The following is a 23059-nucleotide window of genomic DNA, read 5'->3' on the forward strand; positions in this document are numbered from 1 at the left end:
ATATTATCAACTGTAAGTTAAATAAGTTTCGAATGAAAGTTATGCGAGGTGGTTATGGCTTTTACCTTCACAAGCGACACATTACCGGTCGATCACAAAGCGGCTATCCGTCAGATGAAGCAGGAACTGCGGGCGCAGCTTGGCGACGTTGAGCAGGTCTTCGGCCAGATTAGCGATGCCATTGCCACCCGCGTGGCGGAAATCAACGCGCTCAAAGCACAGGGCGCGCCGGTCTGGCCTGAGCTGTCCTATGCCGATATCAACGCTGACACGATCGCAGCGCAGCAGCGTGAACAGATCAAACGTCGGGGCTGTGCGGTTATCAAAGGTCACTTCCCGCGCGAGCGGGCGCTGGCCTGGGATCGGTCGATGCTGGACTATCTGGACCGCAACCGCTTTGACGAGGTGTATAAAGGGCCTGGCGATAACTTTTTTGGCACCCTCAGCGCCTCCCGTCCGGAGATCTATCCGATCTACTGGTCGCAGGCGCAAATGCAGGCGCGGCAGAGTGAGGAGATGGCGAACGTGCAATCGTTCCTCAACCGTCTGTGGACCTTTGAAAGCGAGGGCAAGCAGTGGTTTAACCCGGATGTGAGCGTGATCTACCCGGACAGGATCCGCCGCCGTCCGCCGGGCACCACCTCAAAAGGGCTGGGTGCGCACACCGATTCCGGCGCGCTGGAGCGCTGGTTGCTGCCGGCGTATCAGCGCGTTTTCGCCAGTGTCTTTAACGGCAATCTGGCGAAATACGATCCGTGGCATGCCGCTCATCGCACCGAGGTGGAAGAGTATACCGTGGATAACACCACCAAATGTTCGGTGTTCCGCACCTTCCAGGGCTGGACCGCGCTGTCGGATATGCTGCCCGGTCAGGGCTTGCTGCATGTCGTGCCCATTCCGGAAGCCATGGCGTATGTGCTGTTACGTCCGCTGATGGATGATGTCCCGGAAGACGAACTGTGTGGCGTGTCGCCGGGCCGGGTGCTGCCAATATCCGAACAGTGGCATCCCCTGTTGATTGAGGCGCTCACCAGCATTCCGCCACTGGAAGCCGGCGATTCCGTCTGGTGGCATTGCGATGTGATTCACTCCGTGGCGCCGGTCGACAATCAACAGGGATGGGGAAATGTGATGTACATTCCCGCCGCGCCCCTGTGCGAGAAGAATCTGGCCTATGCGCACAAAGTAAAAGCGGCGCTGGAAAAAGGGGCTTCGCCAGGCGATTTCCCGCGTGAGGATTACGAAACAGACTGGGAAGGACGCTTTACGCTGGCGGATTTGAATATCCACGGCAAGCGCGCGCTGGGGATGGCGTAACGCCAAATCGTGACAGGTGTGTTGACCACACCTGTCACATGAAAGGCAATGGGGAAATTAGCCGTCAATGCCTTTACTGCGCAGATAATCTTCGTAGTTACCGCTGAAGTCCACCACGCGATCGGGGGTTATCTCCAGTACGCGGGTTGCCAGTGAACTCACGAATTCACGGTCGTGAGAAACGAAGATCAGGGTTCCCTGATACATCTCCAGGGCCATGTTCAGCGATTCGATGGATTCCATATCAAGGTGGTTGGTCGGTTCGTCCATCACCAGAATGTTTGGCTTCTGCATCATCAGCTTACCAAACAGCATACGACCCTTTTCACCACCCGAAAGTACCTTCGCCGGCTTTTTGATGTCGTCCTGGCTGAACAGCAGACGACCGAGGATGCTGCGCACCGCCTGTTCGTCATCGCCTTCTTGCTTCCACTGGCTCATCCAGTCGAAGACCGTCAGATCGTTTTCAAACTCATATTCGTGATCCTGCGCGTAGTAGCCAATGCGCGCGTTTTCAGACCACTTCACCGTACCGCTATCGGCGTCCAGATCGCCCACCAGCGTTTTCAGCAGCGTCGATTTACCCACGCCGTTGGTTCCCAGTACCGCCAGCTTTTCACCGACTTCCAGCAGCAGGTTGACCCCTTTGAACAACGGGCCGTTATCAAAGCCTTTGCTGAGCGCTTCCACTTCCAGCGCGTTACGGAACAGTTTCTTGTCCTGCTCGAAGCGGATGAACGGGTTCTGACGGCTGGACGCCTTCACTTCGTCGAGTTTGATTTTATCAATCTGACGGGCGCGAGACGTCGCCTGACGAGATTTAGAGGCGTTAGCGCTAAAACGGCTGACAAAGGATTGCAGGTCGGCAATCTGCGCTTTTTTCTTGGCGTTATCCGCCAGCAGACGTTCGCGCGCCTGCGTCGCGGCGGTCATGTATTCGTCGTAGTTGCCCGGATAAATACGCAGTTCGCCGTAGTCAAGATCCGCCATGTGCGTACACACCATGTTCAGGAAGTGACGGTCGTGCGAAATGATGATCATGGTGCTGTCACGTTCGTTCAGCACCTGCTCCAGCCAACGGATGGTATCGATGTCCAGGTTGTTGGTCGGTTCGTCAAGCAGCAGAATATCCGGATTGGAAAACAGTGCCTGCGCCAGCAGTACACGAAGCTTCCAGCCAGGGGCAACTTCGCTCATCGGGCCGTAGTGTTGCTCTACCGGAATCCCCACGCCGAGCAGCAGTTCACCGGCGCGCGCTTCAGCAGAGTAACCGTCCATCTCGCCGTATTTCACTTCCAGATCGGCCACTTTGTAGCCATCTTCTTCGCTCATCTCCGGTAACGCATAGATGCGATCGCGCTCTTGCTTCACTTCCCACAGCTCACCGTGGCCCATGATGACCGTGTCGAGCACCGTGAACTCTTCAAAAGCGAACTGATCCTGGCGCAGCTTACCGATACGCTCGTTGGGATCGAGAGAAACGTTACCCAGCGTCGGTTCGAGGTCGCCGCCGAGAATTTTCATGAAGGTGGATTTACCGCTACCGTTAGCGCCAATCAGGCCGTAACGGTTGCCGCCGCCAAATTTGACGGAAATGTTTTCGAACAGCGGCTTACTGCCGAACTGCATGGTGACGTTGCTGGAAACTAACACGGACGTATCCTAAAGAATATGTGACAAACCTCATATTATGCCACAAGTCTTAAATAAGATCGCGCCCTGTAGCAAACGACTACACTGGGGGAACAGGAAAAAAATGTGATTTCGTACACATCTGAATTCCCTGTTAACAGGAATGCACATATAATGCGCTCCCAACACTACAGAATTCTCAACCCAACAGCCTGCCAGGCAATGAATCTCGCATAACATGAATATGAAATTAACAACGTTTTTCGCGGCAGCACTCGCGGTAGTCGGCTTTTGCAGTACCGCATCCGCTGTCACCTATCCTCTGCCAACGGATGGTAGTCGCGTCATTGGTCAGAATCAGGTCATCACCATCCCGGAAGGTAACTCGCAGCCGCTGGAGTATTTTGCTGCTGAATACCAGATGGGGCTTTCCAACATGCTGGAAGCCAACCCGGGCGTGGATACTTTCCTGCCGAAAGGCGGCACCGTGCTGAACATTCCGCAGCAGTTGATTCTGCCGGACACCGTGCATGAAGGCATTGTGATCAACAGCGCGGAAATGCGTTTGTACTACTACCCGAAAGGCACCAATACCGTGATCGTCCTGCCAATCGGTATCGGCCAGTTAGGTAAAGACACGCCAATCAACTGGACCACCAAAGTAGAACGTAAGAAAGCCGGCCCGACCTGGACGCCAACGGCGAAAATGCACGCTGAATATCGTGCCGCAGGCGAACCGCTGCCCGCTGTCGTGCCTGCCGGTCCGGATAACCCGATGGGTCTGTACGCCCTGTACATTGGCCGTCTGTACGCCATTCACGGTACTAACGCGAACTTCGGTATCGGCCTGCGCGTGAGCCACGGCTGTGTGCGTCTGCGTAACGAAGACATCAAATTCCTGTTCCAGAATGTGCCTGTTGGAACGCGCGTACAGTTTATCGATGAGCCGGTAAAAGCAACGACGGAGCCAGATGGCAGTCGTTACATCGAGGTTCACAACCCGCTGTCGACCACCGAAGCGCAGTTTGAAGGCGGCGAAATCGTACCGATCACGCTGTCGAAGAGCATTCAGAACATCACTAACCAGCCTGATGTTGACCAGAGCGTGGTGGAACAGGCGGTTCAGAACCGTTCAGGGATGCCCGTTCGTCTGAACTGATTGTTTTGGATTCATCAAGTTAATGAAAAAGGGCTCATCCACTGAGCCCTTTTTTAATGGTAGCGCCAGGCGGTAAGAAAGGTTTGAACCGCCGAGTGCGCAAGTTGCTCCAGCACACGGCTATCCATCGGTTGTTGATCAATCAATGCGGCTGGTAATGGGTATCCCATTACCGCACCGAGAAAGGCGGTCGCCTGAAGTGTCGGGTTATCAAGCTGTATTCTCCCCTGCTCCTGATATCGCTTCAGTATCTCTGCCAGCGCCTGTAATACGCGCCCTGTTGGACGCTGCTTAAGCGTGGCGTAAAGCTCTGGTTTCTGTACCAGAACCTGAATTAACAAACGCTGGAAATGGATATGCTCAGGGGCATAGAAGTGTTCTTGTACCACTTTCGCGAAGCCGAGTAGTAATGCTGGCAGACAGTCCGCATTATCCGTCATCATCTGCTGGAGCGGCGGCTGCATCCTGTCATTAAGAAAGGAAAACGCTTCAACCAGCAGAGCGTCTTTCCCCCCTGGGAAATGGCTATACAGTGTAGGCCTGGAGATCCCGGCAGTGGCGACGATGGTGTCTAACGACACATCAAGTCCCTGCTCAAGAAAAAGATCGCAAGCAGCCTGTAAAATGCGAGGGCGCGCTTTCATCGGACGCCCACGTTGATTTGCCATTAAAACTGTCCTTAATGATTTATCGATGAAATCTTACGTCTTCAGATACCGTAACCCTTGTCGAATAAGGATGAAAAACAGCGGCACAAAAAGCAGCGTTAATACCGTACCTGAAAGCATTCCCCCAATGACGGCGGTACCGATCTCTATTCGGCTGGCTGCGCCCGCCCCGGTAGAGAGTACCAGAGGGATAACGCCTGCCACAAATGCCAGTGAGGTCATGATAATGGGACGCAAACGTAACCTTGCGCCCTCATACGCCGCTTGTGTGATATCAAGACCGTCGGCGATACGCGACTGAGCAAACTCGACAATCAAAATCGCGTTTTTTGCCGACAATCCCATGGTGGTCAATACGCCAACCTGGAAATAAATATCGTTATTGAATCCGACGAGCATTGAGGCAGTCACCGCCCCCAGAATTCCCAGTGGGATTATCAACATGACAGCCAGTGGAATTGACCAGCTTTCATACAAAGCGGCAAGACAGAGAAAAATAAAGATGAGCGACGCCATGTACATCCAGAGAGTCTGCGCGGACGACGCTTTTTCTTGATACGACAAACCACTCCATTGCAAACCCAGACCGGGCATTTCCTCTACCTTCTCTGCCATCACGTCCATCGCATGACCGGAGCTGGTGCCTGCTGCGGCATTCCCCTGAAATTGAACCGCGGGCAAACCGTTAAAACGTTGCAGCATCTGTGGACCCGTTGTCCATCTGAATGACGCGAAACTCGCGATAGAGGCCATATTGCCACTCGCGCCTTTCACAAACCAGGCGGCAAGATTCTCAGGGTTTGCCCGCCACTCGGCATCCCCCTGCATATACACCCTTTTAACACGTCCACGATCGATAAAATCATTGATATAAACGCCCCCCAGGGCAGCGGAAAGCGTTTCATTGATATCAGCGTGAACAACGCCTTGCGCACCGGCTTTCAGTGGGTCAATTGCAACCTGTAGCTGTGCCTTTTCTTCCAGGCTGTTAATTCTGACCGCAGTGAGATGTTCATTGGCACTGGCCTTGTGTAAAAGCGCCTGCTGCGCCTGCAACAGCGCCTCATATCCGCTGGCCGATTGATCCTGAAGCCACATTTCAAATCCGCTGGACTGTCCAAGCCCGCGGACCGTCGGTGGAGACATCGCGTTAATTGATGCCAGAGGTACCGTTTTGAAGTATTGGTTCGCACGGGAAATGATCGCTCTGGCACTATTCTGTTCCCCGCTTCGCCTGTCCCAGTGCTTTAATTCCGCAAAAGCCATTCCGACATTTTGGCCGCTACCCGCATTATTGCGCCCCGTGACCATGAAGATAACACTGAGATTATCTTTCTCTTGCGTCAGAAAATAATCGGTAATGGAATCACCCACGCGTTGGGTCATAGACAGTGGCGATCCGGTAGGGAGCGCAAACTGAATCATCACCGCCCCCTGATCCTCATCAGGAAGAAAACCCGTCGGCAATCGTTGATATTCCCACACCATAAACAGCACCAGTAACGTCGCCATAATGCATGAACGTAAGGGGCGCGAAACTATCCGTCGCAGCGTGGCTAAATAACGCCGCTGGCTCTTTTCCACCCCCTGGTTAAAGCAGATAAAAAAGGCCCCTTTCTTCGGCTGCTCTTTTTTCAGCAAATGAGCACAAAGGGTCGGCGTCAATGTTAATGCCACCAGCGCGGAAAGTGCCATTGCCGCCGCAATGGTTATGGTGAACTGACGGTAAATTATCCCCACTGAACCGCCAAAAAAAGCCATTGGAACAAAAACGGCAGCTAACACCAGTGCGATACCAATCAGCGCACTGGTGATTTCCCTCATTGAATGCAATGTCGCTTCCTTAGGCGTCATATCTTTTTCGGCCATCACTCGCTCAACATTTTCGACAACCACGATAGCGTCATCGACTAACAGACCAATCGCCAGCACCATGGCAAAAAGAGTCAGAGTATTAATGTTGTAGCCCAGGACACTTAAAATGCCGAACGTACCGAGCAGGACGACCGGTACAGTGATCGCAGGAATAAATGTGGCGCGCCAGTTTTGCAAAAACAGATACATCACCACAATCACAAGGATGATCGCTTCAATTAACGTCCATACCACGCCTTCAATGGAAACGGTCACGAACGGCGTACTGTCACGCGGGTAAGCGCTGATCACCCCTTGCGGAAACTGTACACTGAGACGCTCCACTTCAGCGCGAACATTTTCAGCTGTCGCCAGGGCATTCGCCCCTGAAGCCAACTGAATGGAAATCCCGGCGGCCGGATAGCCGTTGAGAGTCGTCTGGTTCTGATAATTTTCTGCCCCCAACTCTATGCGGGCAACATCACGTAAATAGATGACAGAACCATCACCATTAATACGAACGACAATGTTTTCAAATTGTTTGACCGTTTCAAGTCGCGACTGCGCCATCACGGTCGCATTGAGATATTGCCCCTCTACTGCAGGCAGTGAGCCTATCTCGCCCCCGGTGACCTGGGCGTTCTGAGCTTCAATAGCAGCCCGGATATCAGATGGCATCAACCCATAACTGGTAAGCTTGTAAGGATCCAACCAGATGCGCATCGCATATTGCGCGCCAAAAACGGTGGTTTCGCCAACGCCATCAACCCGACTGAGAGGATCCTGCAATGTGCTAATGAGAAAATCGTTAATATCCAGACTGCTTAGCTGCCGGGTTTCATCATAAAGCGCGACCACCATCAGGCTATCCCCCTGCGATTTGGTCACGGTAATTCCTTGCTGCTGCACTTCCGGCGGCAGGCGTGTTATCGCCTGGTTGACCGCGTTTTGTACCTGGACCTGTGCCATATCGGGGTTTACCCCCTGATTAAAGCTGAGGCTGATTCGGGCCTGGCCAGCAGAACTGCTGCTTGATGAGAAATAGAGCAGCCCGTCAATCCCTTTGATCTGTTGTTCCAGAACCTGGGTGATGCTGTCCTCAACGGTCTGTGCAGATGCCCCTGGGTAGTTCGCTGTGATATTCACGCCCGGAGGAGCAATATCGGGATACTGCTCAACGGGTAACAGAAACAGCGCAAGCGTTCCTGCGGCCATGATTGAGATAGCCATCACTGCGGAAAAAACAGGTCGGATAACAAAAAAACGTGCCAGCATGAGCCACTTCCCCCATCAGGGTCCGCTGAACAGAGGCCGCACAAGCCAACAATCTTGTGTCCATTATCTGCTCAGCTTGTTTAATCACCATTTATTTACTTTACAGTAAAGTAAATAAATAGATCAAACAAATCCATTCAATCAGGAGATGGATTTGCTTTTGTCAGAATGGAGTGGGAATCGCGACTAAAACTTAAGCAGAACAAATCCTACAGCCGCAGCCCATATCAACATGGGTACCGAATAGAGATGGAAGCGCCACCAGATGCGTCGATCATTCGCCATCCGCAGGGCAATCAGATTCGCCAGCGAACCCGGCAACAGGCCGAATCCACCCACGTTAACCGCCCAGGCCAACAGCACGCCAGGAGGGACATAGTTCAGCAGTAAGATAGTGCTGGGAACATTACTGATCGCTTGCGACAGGCCAATTGCCGTCAGCCACAGTCCGGGTTCAGACAACGTACCAACATGACTTAGCACCCCCTGCAACGCCGGCAGTTGGGTTAGCAAATGGACATCAATAAACATGGCCATAAACACCAGCAGCAGCGTCCAGTCAACACTCAACAGCACGCGGCGTGCCAGCAACAGGAAACCGAGGGCCACAATCGCCAGCCCAACCAATTCCTGCTTAAGCTCCAGCGCCGTCAGAAAAACGATGTACAGTCCCAGACAGCCCCACACCAGCCGGGGTAGCCACTCTGGCTGACTTGTCCCGGTATGGTATTGCAGCGGTTTATTGGGGAAGCAAAACCAGCAGAGCACCAGCAGCGTCAACATCATCGCAACGGCCAGCGGTGCCATCTGACCGATAAACGCAACAAAGGATAGACCAGAACGCCCCCACATCAGGATATTTTGCGGATTCCCGATGGGTGTAAGTAAAGAACCCGCATTCACCGCCAGCGCTTCAAAAATAATGAGACGGTTGACCGGTATTGCGCACAACTTTTTCAGGGTAATGGTCAGAGGGATGACGATAAATAATGCGACATCGTTCGTCAGGAACGTCGAAAGCAGCGCCGCCGCCAGCACCATGAACATCGACAGTCGGCGCTCCGTCGCAAGACGCCGGGTCATTTTACGGCCCAGGACATCAAAGTAACCGCTCAGCTCGACGCCTTTGGTCAACATCATCAGACCACTGAGGGTAATAATGGTGTGCCAGTCAATTGCGCCGGGCCAGGTCTGTGGCGTGAACGGAACCCACACACTCAATCCAACACCCACCACTATCAGTAAATGGAAAAAACGGTCGCGTTTCAGCGCCCGTAAAAAAGGCAGGCTCATTCAATAGAGTTTCCGTACTGTTGCGTAAAATGACGGAAGGCTTCCAGCGTTTCCTGGCTTACGTGGTGCTCCATCCCTTCCGCATCACGTCGGGCTATCTCCGGGCTTACGCCCAGTACCAGCAGGAAGTTTTCCACAATCTGATGGCGTTCACGACTTTCCTGCGCCAGCTTCTCCCCTTCCGGGGTTAAAAAAACGCCGCGCCAGGGGATCATTTCTATCAGTCCCACCGAGGCCAGACGCTTAAGCATCTTGGCTACCGTCGGTTGGGACACCCCGAGACGGGCCGCCATATCCACCTGACGCGCTTCGCCGACTTCAATAATCAGGTCAGAAATCAACTCAACATAGTCGTCGATCAGTTCGCGGCGATGAGCCTCTCGCACCTGACGAAACCCTTCAACGTGTTCCTCAACGTTCACTAACTGCGTCACTTTTTTTGTTGTTGGCATACCTGCGCGACGACTCATTCTGCTTCCTCATTCCTGTGACGCATTAACAGCATCTAATTGGAGAGCGCTCATTGTAAACCAGAGTTGCCCGGGCACAAAAAATTAACGTTTTAGCAATAGCTATATAATATAGCCTGTGCTATATCTGTATGTAATGCAGTCATCCCTCATGGACAGAGGGACCAGAAAGTCAGGAGGTCAATATGAACGAATTCAAGAGGTGTATGCGCGTGTTTAGTCACTCTCCCTTTAAAGTCCGGTTAATGCTGCTCTCGATGCTGTGCGATATGATCAACAGCAAACCAGAGCAGGATAAACCCTCAGAAAAATAATGCGGCGTCGCGGTACGCCGCTTCATCGGGTTGTCATATTCAGCCGTTACACTCCTGTTCATGTCAAAATAGCCCCTCTTTTTGTCGGATTTGCTAACCCCTTCGCAAAACAATTTCTTTCTGCCAGTTGACCTTCACATTCACACGCTCTATCTTCTTGCAGCCCTGCCTAACTTGCGGCTCGCAGATGCGGACCTCTTCCCCTCTTCACGCACTCTCAGCAGGTAATGACCCTTGGCGCCAGGGTAAGCACATGGCGTTTTTGCGATAGTGGTATATGAATTTAACCCTTAAAGACTCGCTTCTTGCCCGCAGCCGGGCCCTTAGCCCGTGGACTGGCTTTTATGTTTTGCAGTCCCTGCTGATAAACCTGGCGCTGGGCTATCCGCTTAGTCTGCTGTATACCGTTGCCTTTACCTGCATATTACAGTTGCTCTGGCGGAGTGCGCCGAAAGCGCAAAAGGTTCTGATCGGCGTTTGCTCGCTTGTCGCAGCCTTCTACTTTCCTTTCGGTCAGGCTTATGGGTCGCCAAATTTTAATACGCTGCTGGCGCTGCACTCGACCAACATGGAAGAGTCCACCGAGATCCTGACAATTTTCCCCTGGTACAATTACCTGATGGGCGTGTTTATCTTTGCCCTTGGCGTGATTGCCGTGCGTCGCAAACCCAGCGAAGAGAAAAAGCGCTGGAATAAATATGACACCCTGTGCCTGCTGTTCAGCGTCGTCGCTTTTTTTGTCACCCCCGTGCAGAACCTGGCCTGGGGCGGCGTGTTTAAATTGAAGGATACCGGCTATCCGGTGTTCCGTTTCGCCAAAGACGTCATCGTCAATAACAAGGAAGTGATTGACGAGCAGGAACGCATGGCGAAGTTCGCCAGCATGAAAGACACCTGGACCGTCACCGCCGTGAAGCCGAAGTATCACACCTACGTGGTGGTGATCGGTGAAAGCGCGCGCCGTGATGCGCTGGGGGCGTTTGGCGGCCACTGGGATAACACCCCGTTTGCCAGCAGCGTCAACGGCTATCTGTTCGCCGATTACGTCGCAGCCAGCGGGTCAACGCAAAAATCGCTCGGACTGACCCTTAACCGGGTTGTCGACGATAAACCGCAGTATCAGGATAACTTTGTCACGCTGGCAAACCGCGCCGGTTTCCAGACCTGGTGGTTCTCGAATCAGGGACAAATCGGCGAATATGACACCGCCATCGCCAGTATCGCGAAGCGGGCTGATGAAGTGCATTTTCTGAAAAGCGGCGACTTCGAAGCTGACAAAAACACCCAGGACGACGCGCTGTTAAAAATGACCGCGCAGGTGCTGGAAACCGAACGTACCCAGCCGCAGCTGATTGTACTGCATCTGATGGGTTCTCATCCGCAGGCTTGTGACCGCACCAAAGGGAAGTACGACACGTTCGTACAGTCGAAAGAGACCTCCTGCTATCTCTACACCATGACCCAGACCGACGACCTGCTGCGAAAACTGTACGATCAGCTTCGCAACAGCGGCGGCAGTTTCTCGTTGGTGTACTTCTCCGATCACGGTCTCGCCTTTAAAGAGCGCGGGAAGGAAGTGCAGTATCTGGCGCATGACGACCAGTTCCAGCAAAACTTCCAGGTCCCGTTTATGGTGCTCTCCAGCGATGATAAAGCGCACAAGGTCGTCAAAGCACGGCGCTCCGCCAACGATTTCCTCGGTTTCTTCTCACAGTGGACAGGGATCAGCGCAAAAGAGATTAAGACGAAGTATCGTTTTATCTCCGAACAGAAGGCCGGACCGGTGTATATCACCAACTTCAAGTTGCAGAAGGTGGATTACACTCACCTGGGAACCGACATTTTTAGCACCACATCGCGCTAAACCGTCGTGAAAAACAGCCAAAAAAAATCCGCCCCTTGAGGCGGATTTTTTATATCACCGAAGTGATTAGAAGCGGTAACCAACGCCTGCGATCCAGGTGCCAACGTCAACGCTACGAATACGGCTCTGCTCGTAAGAGAAGTCCAGCGCAACGTTTTCGATCGGGTTGAACTGCAGACCTGCGCCATAAGAGAAACCATAGTCGCTGGTATCATCTTTATGGGTCGGGTAGTTGGTGTCCTGGAATTTACCGTAACCGACACCCACAACACCGTAGATGCTTGCCCAGTCGTTCAGACGGTAAGCCGGACCAGCAGTGATGCCGTAGTACTGAGTTTTGTTGTAATCGCCTGCACCGTTAGTACGATCTTTTTCGGTGTAAGTGAAGGAACCGATTACGCCCAGCGGGTTGTTGTCCTGCTCATAGCGATACTTCAGGTTGAAACCGTTCATTTTGTTCGCCGCGCCCTGAGCATCGCTCTGAGCATAACCACCGGTAACGGTAGAAGTCGCAGCGACAGCAGAACCTGCGGAGATAGCCAGAACAGCGGCCAGTGCTGAAAGACATGCAATTTTTTTCATAACCACCTCAAATGTGCTTCAAATAAGTCCTAAGTGTTAAATATATCAAAAATTGATGAGAAACTCTTTGCGATTAGTGATGTCTAACGGGCCATTTCGTGTAACAGAACATTTCAACGAGCCGCTATCTCTTTCAATTAACATCACTTTTCTGGATTTTCGTCCCATTATTACGCGCATAATAAAGAACATTCATCCAGATTATTCCTAATTCGCCAGCGTATTAATCCATCAACCTGCCGCTATTTTACGGTTTTCCGGGAATTTTTTTTCAACGAAGACTCAACCGCAGGAGGTTATTTCCATTACACTGCCTCTTTTACTTTTCTATACACAAGTCAGGCAAGTTGCTGGATGCCGTGTATCTACAGTTATTGTCGGGAGAAAGGATGCCAGGGTCGTCACGTAAAACGCCAGTTTGGTTGCCCATTTTAGTACTGCTTATCGCCATGTCCTCGATCCAGAGCGGCGCATCGCTGGCAAAATCACTGTTCCCGCTGGTTGGCGCGCCCGGCGTGACCGCCCTTCGTCTGGCCCTGGGCACATTGATCCTTATTGTCTTCTTCAAACCCTGGCGTCTACGTTTCGCCAAAGAGCAGCGCCTGCCGCTGCTTTTTTACGGCCTGTCGCTCGGGGGAATGAACTACCTCTTCTATTTGTCGATTCAGACGGTTCCGCTGGGGATCGCGGTCGCTCTGGAATTTACCGGGCCGCTGGCGGTCGCCCTGTTCTCGTCTCGACGCCCCGTTGATTTTATCTGGGTGGTGCTGGCCGTTCTCGGGCTCTGGTTCCTGCTGCCGCTGGGTCAGGACGTTTCGCATGTCGATTTGTTCGGTGCCGCCATGGCGCTGGGTGCGGGTGCCTGTTGGGCTATTTATATTCTTAGCGGTCAACGCGCCGGTGCTGAGCACGGCCCAGCCACCGTCGCGGTAGGCTCGCTGATTGCCGCTCTGGTTTTCGTTCCACTTGGGGTGGCGCAGGCCGGAGAAGCGCTCTGGCACTGGTCGGTGATTCCGCTGGGTCTGGCGGTTGCGGTGCTGTCGACAGCTCTCCCCTACTCGCTGGAAATGATTGCCTTAACCCGTCTGCCTACGCGCACCTTTGGTACGTTGATGAGTATGGAACCGGCGCTGGCCGCGGTGGCGGGCATCCTGTTTCTGGGCGAAACGCTGACGCCAGTTCAACTGCTGGCGCTCGGCGCGATTATTGCCGCCTCAATGGGCTCGACGCTGACCATTCGGCGGGAGAGCAAAATAAAAGAAGTTGATGTAAATTAATTTTACATTTCTGCATGGTTTGCATAACCATGCAGAATATCTTCCCGCTGTTTTCCTGATATTTTCCTGATATTTCTCCACGGCTCATCGGCTTCGCCTCACCTATTTATTCTCATTCCGATGTCACAGTGAGAATATTGATATCTCAATCTTTTACGTACGCAACTACATGAATAGTAATGCAATTAAATGCAGATGTTGTTAAATGCTATTAAAGCGATAGGCAGAGCCAGAAAAGCAGGAACGATAACCGGTGCTATACTGAATCCCGTAAATTACTGGGACATAACATCAAGAGGATATGAAATTATGAGTACCGCTAAATTGGTAAAAACAAAAGCGTCCAATCTGCTTTATACCCGTAACGATGTCTCCGACAGCGATAAGAAAGCAACAGTTGAGTTGCTGAATCGTCAGGTGATCCAGTTTATCGACCTGTCGCTGATCACTAAGCAGGCCCACTGGAACATGCGCGGTGCGAATTTTATTGCCGTTCATGAGATGCTGGATGGCTTCCGTACGGCACTGACCGATCATCTCGACACCATGGCAGAGCGTGCCGTGCAGCTGGGTGGTGTTGCCCTGGGAACCACGCAGGTTATCAATAGTAAAACGCCGCTGAAAAGCTATCCGCTGGACATCCATACCGTCCAGGATCACCTGAAAGAACTGGCAGACCGTTATGCTGTAGTGGCAAATGATGTCCGTAAAGCCATCAGTGAAGCGAAAGACGAAGATACCGCAGATATCTTTACCGCCGCTTCCCGCGATCTCGATAAATTCCTGTGGTTCATCGAATCCAACATCGAATAATCGCATCATAAGTATTCCCTCTATAACCCTCGCCACGGCGGGGGTTTTGCACTTTTATGGTGCATAACATCGCCTCTTCCCCGCTGTAAAGTAAAATATTTGTAATAATCACCTCACACAATCGTTAACGAAAGATTGTTTTATCAACGATCTTTGCGCTAAATAGGCAAACCATTCGCACACCCTTTGGGATGCACTAAATCAGTGCCCCAACATGGTGCAAAAAGCGAGTTTTGCTCCGCTAACTGTGCAAAAGAGTGCGATACCCTCTTGTGAAAACAAGGGGTTGCAAAATTGGCACGATTCTTTCATTACACTTATCGTTCTCGCAGGGGATCGCCCCGTGGATAAAAAAGGAAATGCTATGAAGTCTGTATTAAAAGTTTCACTGGCAGCACTTACCCTGGCTTTTGCGGTGTCCTCTCATGCCGCGGATAAGAAACTGGTTGTCGCGACCGACACCGCGTTCGTCCCGTTCGAATTCAAACAGGGCGACAAATACGTTGGCTTTGATGTGGACCTGTGGGCCGCCGTAGCAAAAGAACTGAAGCTGGATTATGAACTGAAACCGATGGATTTCAGCGGCATTATCCCGGCACTGCAAACGAAGAACGTTGACCTGGCGCTGGCGGGCATCACCATTACTGACGAGCGCAAAAAAGCGATCGATTTCTCTGATGGTTACTACAAAAGCGGCCTGTTAGTGATGGTGAAAACCAACAACAACGACGTGAAAAGCGTAAAAGATTTGGACGGTAAAGTCGTCGCAGTGAAGAGCGGCACCGGCTCCGTTGATTACGCAAAAGCCAACATCAAAACGAAAGATCTGCGTCAGTTCCCGAACATCGATAACGCGTACATGGAACTGGGCACCAACCGCGCAGATGCGGTTCTGCACGATACGCCAAACATCCTCTACTTCATCAAAACCGCAGGTAACGGCCAGTTCAAAGCGGTTGGCGAATCACTGGAAGCACAGCAGTACGGTATCGCATTCCCGAAAGGCAGCGACGAACTGCGCGAGAAAGTGAACGGCGCGCTGAAAACGCTGCGTGACAACGGTACCTATAACGAAATTTACAAAAAATGGTTCGGTTCTGAACCTAAATAATAAGACGTTTTGCCTTCAGATGTTGCCCGGGGGCGCTAAGCGTACCGGGCATTTGATTTTTTTCACCACGGTAACAGGAACAACATATGCAGTTTGACTGGAGTGCCATCTGGCCCGCCATTCCGATCCTGCTTCAGGGTGCCAAAATGACCCTGTGGATCTCCATCCTTGGTCTGGCTGGCGGGATCATCATCGGCTTGCTGGCGGGTTTAGCCCGTACCTATGGTGGTTGGATAGCCAATCACGTCTCTCTTGTCTTCATTGAGATCATCCGCGGCACGCCGATCGTCGTCCAGGTGATGTACATCTATTTTGCCCTACCGATGGCCTTCCCGGACTTGCGTATCGACACCTTCAGCGCCGCTGTTATCACTATCATGATTAACTCCGGCGCCTATATCGCCGAAATCACCCGTGGTTCAGTCCTGTCGATCCATAAAGGGTTTAGCGAAGCCGGTCTGGCATTGGGGCTTTCCCGTCGCGAAACCATTCTCCACGTGATCATGCCGCTTGCGCTGCGCCGTATGCTGCCGTCGCTCGGTAACCAGTTAATCATCAGTATCAAAGATACGTCGCTGTTTATCGTGATCGGCGCGGCCGAACTGACCCGTAGCGGTCAGGAGATTATTGCCGGTAACTTCCGCGCCCTGGAGATCTGGACCGCGGTGGGGGTTATCTATCTCATTATCACGCAGGTCCTGAACATCGTGCTTCGTAGTCTGGAAAGAAGGATGAAAATCCTGTGATTGAATTTAAAAACGTCTCAAAGCATTTTGGTCCAACCCAGGTGCTGCATAACATCGATCTGAACATTAAGCAGGGCGAAGTGGTGGTGATTATCGGACCATCAGGCTCCGGTAAATCCACGCTGTTGCGCTGTATTAATAAACTCGAAGAAATCACCTCCGGCGATCTGTTCGTCGATGGGCTGAAGGTTAACGATCCGAAGGTGGACGAGCGCCTGATTCGTCAGGAAGCCGGAATGGTGTTCCAGCAGTTCTATCTTTTCCCTCACCTGACCGCGCTGGAAAACGTCATGTTCGGTCCACAACGCGTGCGGGGGACGAAGAAAGACGCGGCCGAGAAGCAGGCGAGAGAGTTGCTGGCGAAAGTGGGTCTGGCCGAGCGCGCCCACCACTACCCTTCTGAACTTTCCGGCGGTCAACAGCAGCGTGTGGCCATCGCCCGCGCCCTGGCGGTAAAACCGAAGATGATGCTGTTTGATGAGCCTACCTCTGCGCTCGATCCAGAACTGCGTCACGAAGTATTGAAAGTAATGCAGGATCTGGCGGAAGAAGGGATGACGATGGTCATCGTCACGCACGAAATCGGCTTCGCCGAAAAAGTCGCCTCACGTCTGATCTTCATCGACAAAGGCCGTATTGCCGAAGACGGCCATCCGCAAACCCTGATTGAAAACCCGCCCAGCCAGCGCTTGCAGGAGTTTTTGCAACACGTTTCCTGACGGTCCACCTCCCTTCCGCCTGGAAGGGAGGTTTTTCTACGACTCTTCCCATTTCGAATCGCCGCTCCTCCAGCAACTATACTTATCTTTTTGTTCTGTTTTCTCACTGGAGGAGTCATGCGGTGGATCCTGTTCATCCTCTTTTGCCTGCTGGGCACACCCGCCCAGGCGGTGACCATCCCCGGCGTCACGACCGGTACAGACGCTGACGCACAAACCACTCCTGCGCCAGAACCTGACGTCGAGCAAAAGAAAGCCGCTTACGGGGCGCTGGCCGACGTACTGGAAAATGACACCTCGCGCAAGGAGCTGATTGACCAGTTGCGCAGCGTTGCGGCCACGCCACCGCCGGACCCGGTGCCAAAAATCACGCCGCCGGTGGTGGTTGAAGAAAAAACCGTACTGGAGAACGTCACCGAGCTCAGCCGTCATTACGGCGAAGCGCTGTCTGACCGCTTCGCCCAACTCTATCGCAACATCACCGATGCGCCTCACAAACCGTTTAACAGCCAGACCTTTAATAATGCCCTTAGCCACTTTCTGATGCTGGCCGCGGCGGTGTTCGGCTTCTACTGGTTGATTCGTCTGTGTGCGCTACCGTTGTATCGCAAAATGGGTAACTGGGCGCGAAAAAAGAACCGTGAGCGCAGCAACTGGCTCCAGCTACCGGCAATGATCGTTGGCGCCTTTATTATCGATCTGCTGCTACTGGCGTTGACCCTGTTTGTCGGTCAGTTGTTGAGTGACAGACTGAACGCAGGCAGCCGCACCATCGCGTTTCAGCAAGGGCTGTTTCTGAACGCCTTTGCGCTGATCGAATTTTTCAAAGCCATTCTGCGGCTGATTTTTTGTCCAAACGTGGCGCAACTGCGACCCTTTAATATTCAGGATGCCAGCGCCCGTTACTGGAACCGGCGATTAAGTTCACTCAGCAGCCTGATTGGCTATGGACTGATCGTTGCGGTTCCCATTATTTCTAATCAGGTGAACGTGCAGGTTGGCGCAATGGCCAACGTGGTCATCATGCTGTGTATCACGCTGTGGGCGCTGTATCTGATCTTCCGCAACAAGAAAGAGATTACCCAACACCTGTTGAATCTGGCAGAACGATCGCTGGCCTTCTTCAGTCTGTTTATCCGCGCCTTTGCGCTGGTCTGGCACTGGCTGGCGAGCGCCTATTTCATCGTCTTGTTTTTCTTCTCGCTGTTCGACCCTGGCAACAGCCTGAAGTTTATGATGGGGGCGACGGTGCGCAGTCTGATGATCATCGGCATTGCGGCCTTCGTTTCCGGGATGTTCACCCGCTGGATCGCCAAAACGATTACCCTCTCCCCGCATACGCAGCGCAATTATCCTGAACTGCAAAAACGGCTTAACGGCTGGCTCTCTACCGCGTTGAACGTGGCGCGGATCCTGACGGTATGCGTTGCCATCATGCTGCTGTTAAACGCATGGGGGCTGTTTGATTTCTGGAACTGGCTGCACAACGGCGCCGGAGAGAAGACGGTCGATATTCTGATCCGTATTGCGCTGATCCTGTTTTTCTCCGCGGTGGGCTGGACGCTGCTTGCCAGCCTGATCGAAAACCGGCTGGCCTCCGATATTCATGGTCGCCCTCTGCCCAGCGCACGTACCCGCACGCTGTTAACGCTGTTTCGCAACGCGCTGGCGGTGATCATCAGCACGATCACCATCATGATTGTGCTCTCGGAAATTGGCGTTAACATCGCCCCACTGTTGGCCGGGGCCGGGGCGCTGGGGCTGGCGATTTCATTTGGTTCGCAAACGCTGGTGAAAGATATTATTACCGGGGTCTTTATTCAGTTCGAGAATGGCATGAACACCGGGGATCTGGTGACCATCGGACCGTTGACCGGGACAGTAGAACGGATGTCGATTCGTTCCGTTGGCGTGCGCCAGGACACCGGGGCGTACCATATTATCCCGTGGTCATCGATCACCACCTTCGCCAACTTTGTCCGCGGCATTGGGTCGGTGGTCGCCAACTACGATGTGGATCGCCATGAAGATGCCGATAAAGCCAATCAGGCGCTGAAAGAGGCGGTCGCTGCGGTGATGGAAACCGAAGAGGTTCGAGGGCTGATTATCGGTGAGCCGTCGTTTGCCGGGATTGTCGGATTAACCAACACAGCATTTACGCTGAGAGTATCGTTCACCACGCTGCCGCTGAAACAGTGGACGGTCCGCTTCGCGCTGGACAGCCAGGTGAAAAAACATTTCGACCTCGCTGGCGTTCGCCCGCCGGTGCAAACTTATCAGGTACTGCCCGCCACGCCAACGACACCGACAGCGCCGACCGCACCGGCGCCGCTGCCGCCCGGCGAGCCAACCCTCTAGCGTTTACGCGTGCTAAAACGGCGGCGCTGGTCGTCATCCATAAAGGTCCAGGCGATAAAGCGACTCTGCTTTTGTCCCTGGGCCATCTCTTTTTTCACCACCCTGACCGCCCCCACGTCTGTCAGCGCACGATAAAGTGGCGGCAGGTTTTCACCGCGAGACACCAGCGTAGTAAACCACATGACCTGACGGCCAAAGGCCTGGCTTTCAGCAATCATCGTTTTGATGAATGCCACTTCGCCACCTTCACACCACAATTCCTGCTGCTGACCGCCGAAGTTCAACGCATCGTCTTTGCTCTGTCCGAGGTTGCGGCGTTTGCGCTCGCTCCCTGCCCGGGCAGACGCGGCAGAGTCATGAAACGGCGGGTTGCACAGCGTTGCATCATATTGCTCATTCTTATGAATGATGCCGTTAAAGATAGCCGCAGGGGTTTTCTGCCGACGCAGGCGAATCGAACGCGTCAGTCCCGGATTGGCACTGATAATCGCCTGCGCGCTAGCTAATGCCTGCTCATGCGTCTCGCTGCCCGTAAAGCGCCAGCCATACTCATGCACGCCAATCAGCGGATAAATACAGTTCGCGCCGACACCGACATCCAGGATAGTGGCCTGGGTTGGCACACTTCCCGACGTCTCAGCAAGAAGATCGGCCAGATGGTGGATGTAATCTGCACGCCCTGGCACGGGCGGACACAGGAACCCTTCAGGAATATCCCAGTTTGCCACCCCATAGAAATGCGCCAGCAGCGCCTTATTCAACGCTTTTACCGCCAGTGGATTGGCAAAATCAACGCTTTGCTCGCCTGCGGGAGTCAGGACGAGATACTGCGCCAGCTCAGGCGTGCCTTTGCAGAGCGAGGCAAGATCGTAGCGGCTGTGATGACGGTTACGCGGGTGTAGGCCCGGTTTCTGGGGGGACATAGCATTCTCCTTTTAACAGCGGCGTAAGATACCCGCATAACGCAACGCGGTAAACCAGGTTGATGAGAAACAACCGCTTCGCTGCGGCGTATCAGAACGAAAAATGGGGCGAAGCGGCATAAATCACCCGAAAATCAGTGATATGCATGTCATTGATTTGTCAACATACGTCAATATTTATCGTTCAAATTTTAAGCAGAACATCATCAATTTTTTACGCCATTTCCGCCGCACTGACGACCTAAACTTATCAGGCACTACACGTTGTTTCACTGAGGAGAGCATCATGAAAAAATGCCTCGCATTACTCGTCGCTACCACGCTTGCCGGTGTGGCATTCGCGACATCAGCAGTACAGCCTCTCAATAGCCCCGATACTGGTCAGCTACGCGCGTCAGGTACCGTCTCTGCGACTGGCGCAACCAACCTGAGTGACCTGGAGGATAAACTGGCGGAAAAAGCGCAAGAACAAGGCGCGAAAGGCTTTGTGGTTAATTCCGCAGGCGGTAACAACCAAATGTACGGTACAGCTACCATTTACAAGTAATCTTCCCCACGACCTGCCCGATAGCGACTTCGCTTATCGGGCAATACCTCCCTTGACTGAGCAATTTTTGACCCCATCTCGGTTATAATAATCCCTGTCATAAAGCGTGAGGAGAATATCGCTATGGCCTCCGGTTGGGCAAATGATGACGCCGTGAACGAACAGATCAACAGTACAATTGAAGATGCTGTCGCCCGTGCAAGAGGTGAAATTCCGCGCGGTGATAGCCTGTATGAATGTGAAGAATGTGGCGACCCCATACCCGAAGCGCGTCGACAGGCGGTGCCCGGTGTAAGACTGTGCCTCAACTGCCAACAGGAGAAAGATTCAAAAAATGCATCTTACACAGGATATAATCGCAGAGGTTCAAAAGACAGCCAGCTACGCTGACCTATTTTTACAGAGATATAAAGAACATGCCGTTTCGCTTACGCTCACGTTAAATCGCATTCTGCGTAGCAAAACGTGCCGTTCACCGCTCAACTGTAAAGCGAACGTCGAAGAACCGTAAATTCATCTCGCGAATTAATTAATAATCAATAAGTTATTTGTCATTCAAATTATTTGATGAATGTTGTCAATTCTCTTCGATTTTATCTCTCAAGCAAAAGCGTGATACTTATCACATCGACGAAACATCGTCTTCCTTAAAGAATAACCTGCGAGAGATTAACAATGAAAACTATCAAATACGCTATTGCCGCTGTTGCCCTGTCTACCCTGTCTTTTGGCGTTTTCGCTGCCGAACCTGTCACGGCTGCTCAGGCGCAAAACATGAATAAAATCGGTGTGGTTTCTGCAGAAGGCGCAACCACGCTGGACGGCCTGGAAGCAAAACTGGCTGAGAAAGCCGCTGCAGCTGGCGCGAGCGGTTACAGCATCACCTCTGCCAACAACAACAACAAAATGAGCGGTACTGCTGTTATCTACAAATAAGTTTTACCCCGTCTGCTGCCAACAGACACCCTGCTCCAACCCTCATTGAACCTGAATTACCCTTATTTGCCCGTCCGCCACTGGACGGGCTTTTTTTTATCTGTCGTGCTAAAAACTGTCGTTCACCCGCGCCAGTCCTTCCTCGAGTGTTGACACTGCTGCCGTTGCCACCAGGCAACAGGCCATCTGGATTTTCAACGATGCCGGTACCGGCTCGCTTCCCGCCAGACAGCGTTCGATCCAGCGCGCAGTCGTCTCGGGATCCTTTGCCGCAGGCAGCGGTACGGGTTCGTCGGGCATTTCGCTTTGTCGGTTCTGTAACACCCGCGAGCCGGTGCTATCAATCAGGCTGATCTGCGGACAGCGCTGCGGGTTGGCGTAGACCTCACCTTCAGTTCCGTGCATCAACAGCCCACGCCCGCCAATATCACTAAAGAATTTCGCTACGCGCGGCACATATTCCGGATGTGACACGCTGGCAAGACGCAGCGCGGCGTCCTCAGCAAACGGTGTCGCCAGCTTCGCCAGCGTATGTGCGCTGTTACGCACGCCCAGTCGCCAACGCATTGCCAGCTGTTTTTCCAGCGGCGGGCAGAGCGTACTCACCGGAATAAAGACCGGCTGATGTCCATCCAGCTTCGCCTGCGCTTGTCCGGCATGCCGCGTCGGTGCAATCCCCATCAGCTCAAAAATGGTTTCCGTTAGCACGCGGGTCGGATCTTCACTCACCCCATGCACCACCACCGGGAAACCCAGTTTGTGTAATAAAATGGCCAACAGCGGCGTCAGATTCGCCTGTTTACGCGCGCCGTTATAGCTGGGAATGACAATCGGCATCGGTTTCGCAACCGGAGGGGTTAGCTTAATAGAATGGTTTTGCATCGCCTCATAAAAGCCCAGCATTTCGGCTTCCCCTTCCCCTTTAATACGCAGCGCAATCAGCACGCCGCCCATCTCCAGTTCAGGCACGTCCCCGTTGAGCATGTGGGTATACAGACCGCGGGCGGTGTCCAGGTCCAGATCCCGGGCGTGGTTTTTGCCCCGGCCGATCTCTTTAATAATTTTGCGGTAATCCATAACGTCTCCCATTGCGACTTTTTCACAATATAGCGCCTAAGGAGACCCTGCCGTTAGTTTTTTATCTACTGCATCACGCGTCTGTTTTTGTTGAAAATATTAAAATTCAAGCATTATTTAAAAT

The 23059-nt window shown here is 52.8% G+C and carries 21 protein-coding genes and 1 pseudogene; 13 read left to right on the forward strand and 9 right to left on the reverse strand.

Annotation, left to right across the window (positions count from 1 at the left end; all coding sequences use genetic code 11):
* The first annotated feature begins 54 nt into the window (after nucleotides 1-54).
* Complete coding sequence (locus OGY35_RS16630; RefSeq protein ID WP_286632865.1) at nucleotides 55-1317, forward strand: DUF1479 domain-containing protein; 1263 nt, start codon at nucleotides 55-57, stop codon at nucleotides 1315-1317.
* 57 nt (nucleotides 1318-1374) lie between these two features.
* Here OGY35_RS16630 and OGY35_RS16635 read toward each other — a convergent pair whose 3' ends face one another.
* Nucleotides 1375-2970: an ABC-F family ATPase gene (locus OGY35_RS16635; RefSeq protein WP_152405337.1), complete on the reverse strand. Its 1596-nt coding sequence runs from the start codon at nucleotides 2968-2970 to the stop codon at nucleotides 1375-1377.
* 217 nt (nucleotides 2971-3187) lie between these two features.
* On the opposite strand from OGY35_RS16635, the gene ldtB reads away from it, so the two are divergent.
* A complete protein-coding gene (gene ldtB / locus OGY35_RS16640) occupies nucleotides 3188-4108 on the forward strand; it encodes a L,D-transpeptidase (RefSeq protein ID WP_152405338.1) in 921 nt (306 codons plus the stop codon).
* 53 nt (nucleotides 4109-4161) lie between these two features.
* On the opposite strand, the gene OGY35_RS16645 is transcribed toward ldtB, so the two are convergent.
* The 4 genes from OGY35_RS16645 to mntR form a co-directional block, all read right to left on the reverse strand.
* The gene (locus OGY35_RS16645; RefSeq protein WP_152405339.1) at nucleotides 4162-4776 is read right to left on the reverse strand and encodes a TetR/AcrR family transcriptional regulator; all 615 of its coding nucleotides are present in this window, start codon (nucleotides 4774-4776) and stop codon (nucleotides 4162-4164) included.
* A 33-nt stretch (nucleotides 4777-4809) separates the two neighbouring features.
* Nucleotides 4810-7905, reverse strand: coding sequence for an efflux RND transporter permease subunit (locus OGY35_RS16650; protein WP_286632866.1), 3096 nt, complete (start codon nucleotides 7903-7905; stop codon nucleotides 4810-4812).
* A gap of 186 nt (nucleotides 7906-8091) precedes the next feature.
* Nucleotides 8092-9198: an anion transporter gene (locus tag OGY35_RS16655; protein ID WP_286632868.1), complete on the reverse strand. Its 1107-nt coding sequence runs from the start codon at nucleotides 9196-9198 to the stop codon at nucleotides 8092-8094.
* Nucleotides 9195-9668: a manganese-binding transcriptional regulator MntR gene (gene mntR, locus OGY35_RS16660; protein ID WP_286632869.1), complete on the reverse strand. Its 474-nt coding sequence runs from the start codon at nucleotides 9666-9668 to the stop codon at nucleotides 9195-9197. Before mntR ends, OGY35_RS16655 begins: the two co-directional genes overlap by 4 nt.
* Before the next feature lie 185 nt (nucleotides 9669-9853).
* On the opposite strand from mntR, the gene mntS reads away from it, so the two are divergent.
* Both mntS and OGY35_RS16670 read left to right on the forward strand, forming a co-directional pair.
* On the forward strand, nucleotides 9854-9982 hold the full coding sequence (gene mntS, locus OGY35_RS16665; RefSeq protein ID WP_061076948.1) for a manganase accumulation protein MntS: 129 nt from the start codon (nucleotides 9854-9856) through the stop codon (nucleotides 9980-9982).
* Nucleotides 9983-10259: 277 nt separating this feature from the next.
* Entirely contained in the window at nucleotides 10260-11846 is a 1587-nt protein-coding gene (locus tag OGY35_RS16670) for a phosphoethanolamine transferase (RefSeq protein WP_152405343.1), read from the forward strand.
* 66 nt (nucleotides 11847-11912) lie between these two features.
* Here OGY35_RS16670 and ompX read toward each other — a convergent pair whose 3' ends face one another.
* Together ompX and OGY35_RS24595 are read right to left on the reverse strand one after the other, a co-directional pair.
* On the reverse strand, nucleotides 11913-12428 hold the full coding sequence (gene ompX, locus OGY35_RS16675) for an outer membrane protein OmpX (protein WP_152405344.1): 516 nt from the start codon (nucleotides 12426-12428) through the stop codon (nucleotides 11913-11915).
* Between the two features lie 73 nt (nucleotides 12429-12501).
* Nucleotides 12502-12540, reverse strand: a pseudogene (locus tag OGY35_RS24595) (hypothetical protein).
* A gap of 277 nt (nucleotides 12541-12817) precedes the next feature.
* Between OGY35_RS24595 and rhtA the strand changes: the two are divergent.
* The 6 genes from rhtA to ybiO all read left to right on the forward strand — a co-directional run bounded on the left by rhtA (nucleotide 12818) and on the right by ybiO (nucleotide 19452).
* Entirely contained in the window at nucleotides 12818-13705 is an 888-nt protein-coding gene (rhtA, locus tag OGY35_RS16680; RefSeq protein ID WP_042320426.1) for a threonine/homoserine exporter RhtA, read from the forward strand.
* A gap of 309 nt (nucleotides 13706-14014) precedes the next feature.
* Nucleotides 14015-14518: a DNA starvation/stationary phase protection protein Dps gene (gene dps / locus OGY35_RS16685; RefSeq protein WP_042320427.1), complete on the forward strand. Its 504-nt coding sequence runs from the start codon at nucleotides 14015-14017 to the stop codon at nucleotides 14516-14518.
* Nucleotides 14519-14882: 364 nt separating this feature from the next.
* Nucleotides 14883-15629, forward strand: coding sequence for a glutamine ABC transporter substrate-binding protein GlnH (gene glnH / locus OGY35_RS16690; protein WP_152405346.1), 747 nt, complete (start codon nucleotides 14883-14885; stop codon nucleotides 15627-15629).
* An 86-nt stretch (nucleotides 15630-15715) separates the two neighbouring features.
* Complete coding sequence (glnP, locus tag OGY35_RS16695; protein ID WP_046477722.1) at nucleotides 15716-16375, forward strand: glutamine ABC transporter permease GlnP; 660 nt, start codon at nucleotides 15716-15718, stop codon at nucleotides 16373-16375.
* Nucleotides 16372-17094 carry a glutamine ABC transporter ATP-binding protein GlnQ gene (gene glnQ / locus OGY35_RS16700; protein ID WP_046477720.1) on the forward strand — a complete coding sequence of 241 codons (723 nt, stop codon included), beginning with the start codon at nucleotides 16372-16374 and terminating at the stop codon, nucleotides 17092-17094. Before glnP ends, glnQ begins: the two co-directional genes overlap by 4 nt.
* Before the next feature lie 117 nt (nucleotides 17095-17211).
* Nucleotides 17212-19452: a mechanosensitive channel protein gene (ybiO, locus tag OGY35_RS16705; protein ID WP_286632870.1), complete on the forward strand. Its 2241-nt coding sequence runs from the start codon at nucleotides 17212-17214 to the stop codon at nucleotides 19450-19452.
* Here the strand turns inward: ybiO and rlmF are convergent.
* The gene (gene rlmF, locus OGY35_RS16710; RefSeq protein WP_178824244.1) at nucleotides 19449-20375 is read right to left on the reverse strand and encodes a 23S rRNA (adenine(1618)-N(6))-methyltransferase RlmF; all 927 of its coding nucleotides are present in this window, start codon (nucleotides 20373-20375) and stop codon (nucleotides 19449-19451) included. The two genes, ybiO and rlmF, sit on opposite strands and share 4 nt — an antisense overlap.
* Before the next feature lie 286 nt (nucleotides 20376-20661).
* Between rlmF and mcbA the strand changes: the two genes are divergently transcribed.
* The 3 genes from mcbA (at nucleotide 20662) to ybiJ (ending at nucleotide 21858) form a co-directional block, all read left to right on the forward strand.
* Nucleotides 20662-20922, forward strand: a complete 261-nt coding sequence (gene mcbA / locus OGY35_RS16715; RefSeq protein WP_286632872.1) for a DUF1471 family periplasmic protein McbA — start codon at nucleotides 20662-20664, stop codon at nucleotides 20920-20922.
* Between the two features lie 123 nt (nucleotides 20923-21045).
* Entirely contained in the window at nucleotides 21046-21312 is a 267-nt protein-coding gene (locus OGY35_RS16720; RefSeq protein ID WP_152405351.1) for a DksA/TraR family C4-type zinc finger protein, read from the forward strand.
* A 285-nt stretch (nucleotides 21313-21597) separates the two neighbouring features.
* On the forward strand, nucleotides 21598-21858 hold the full coding sequence (gene ybiJ, locus OGY35_RS16725; RefSeq protein WP_286632873.1) for a DUF1471 family protein YbiJ: 261 nt from the start codon (nucleotides 21598-21600) through the stop codon (nucleotides 21856-21858).
* Nucleotides 21859-21966: 108 nt separating this feature from the next.
* Here the strand turns inward: ybiJ and ybiB are convergent, their stop codons facing one another.
* Nucleotides 21967-22935: a DNA-binding protein YbiB gene (ybiB, locus tag OGY35_RS16730; RefSeq protein WP_178824240.1), complete on the reverse strand. Its 969-nt coding sequence runs from the start codon at nucleotides 22933-22935 to the stop codon at nucleotides 21967-21969.
* Between the last annotated feature and the right edge of the window lie 124 nt (nucleotides 22936-23059).

It is taken from the genome of Citrobacter sp. Ct235 (assembly GCF_030332305.1).
In the GTDB taxonomy this organism is placed as follows: Bacteria; Pseudomonadota; Gammaproteobacteria; order Enterobacterales; family Enterobacteriaceae; genus Citrobacter_A; species Citrobacter_A telavivensis.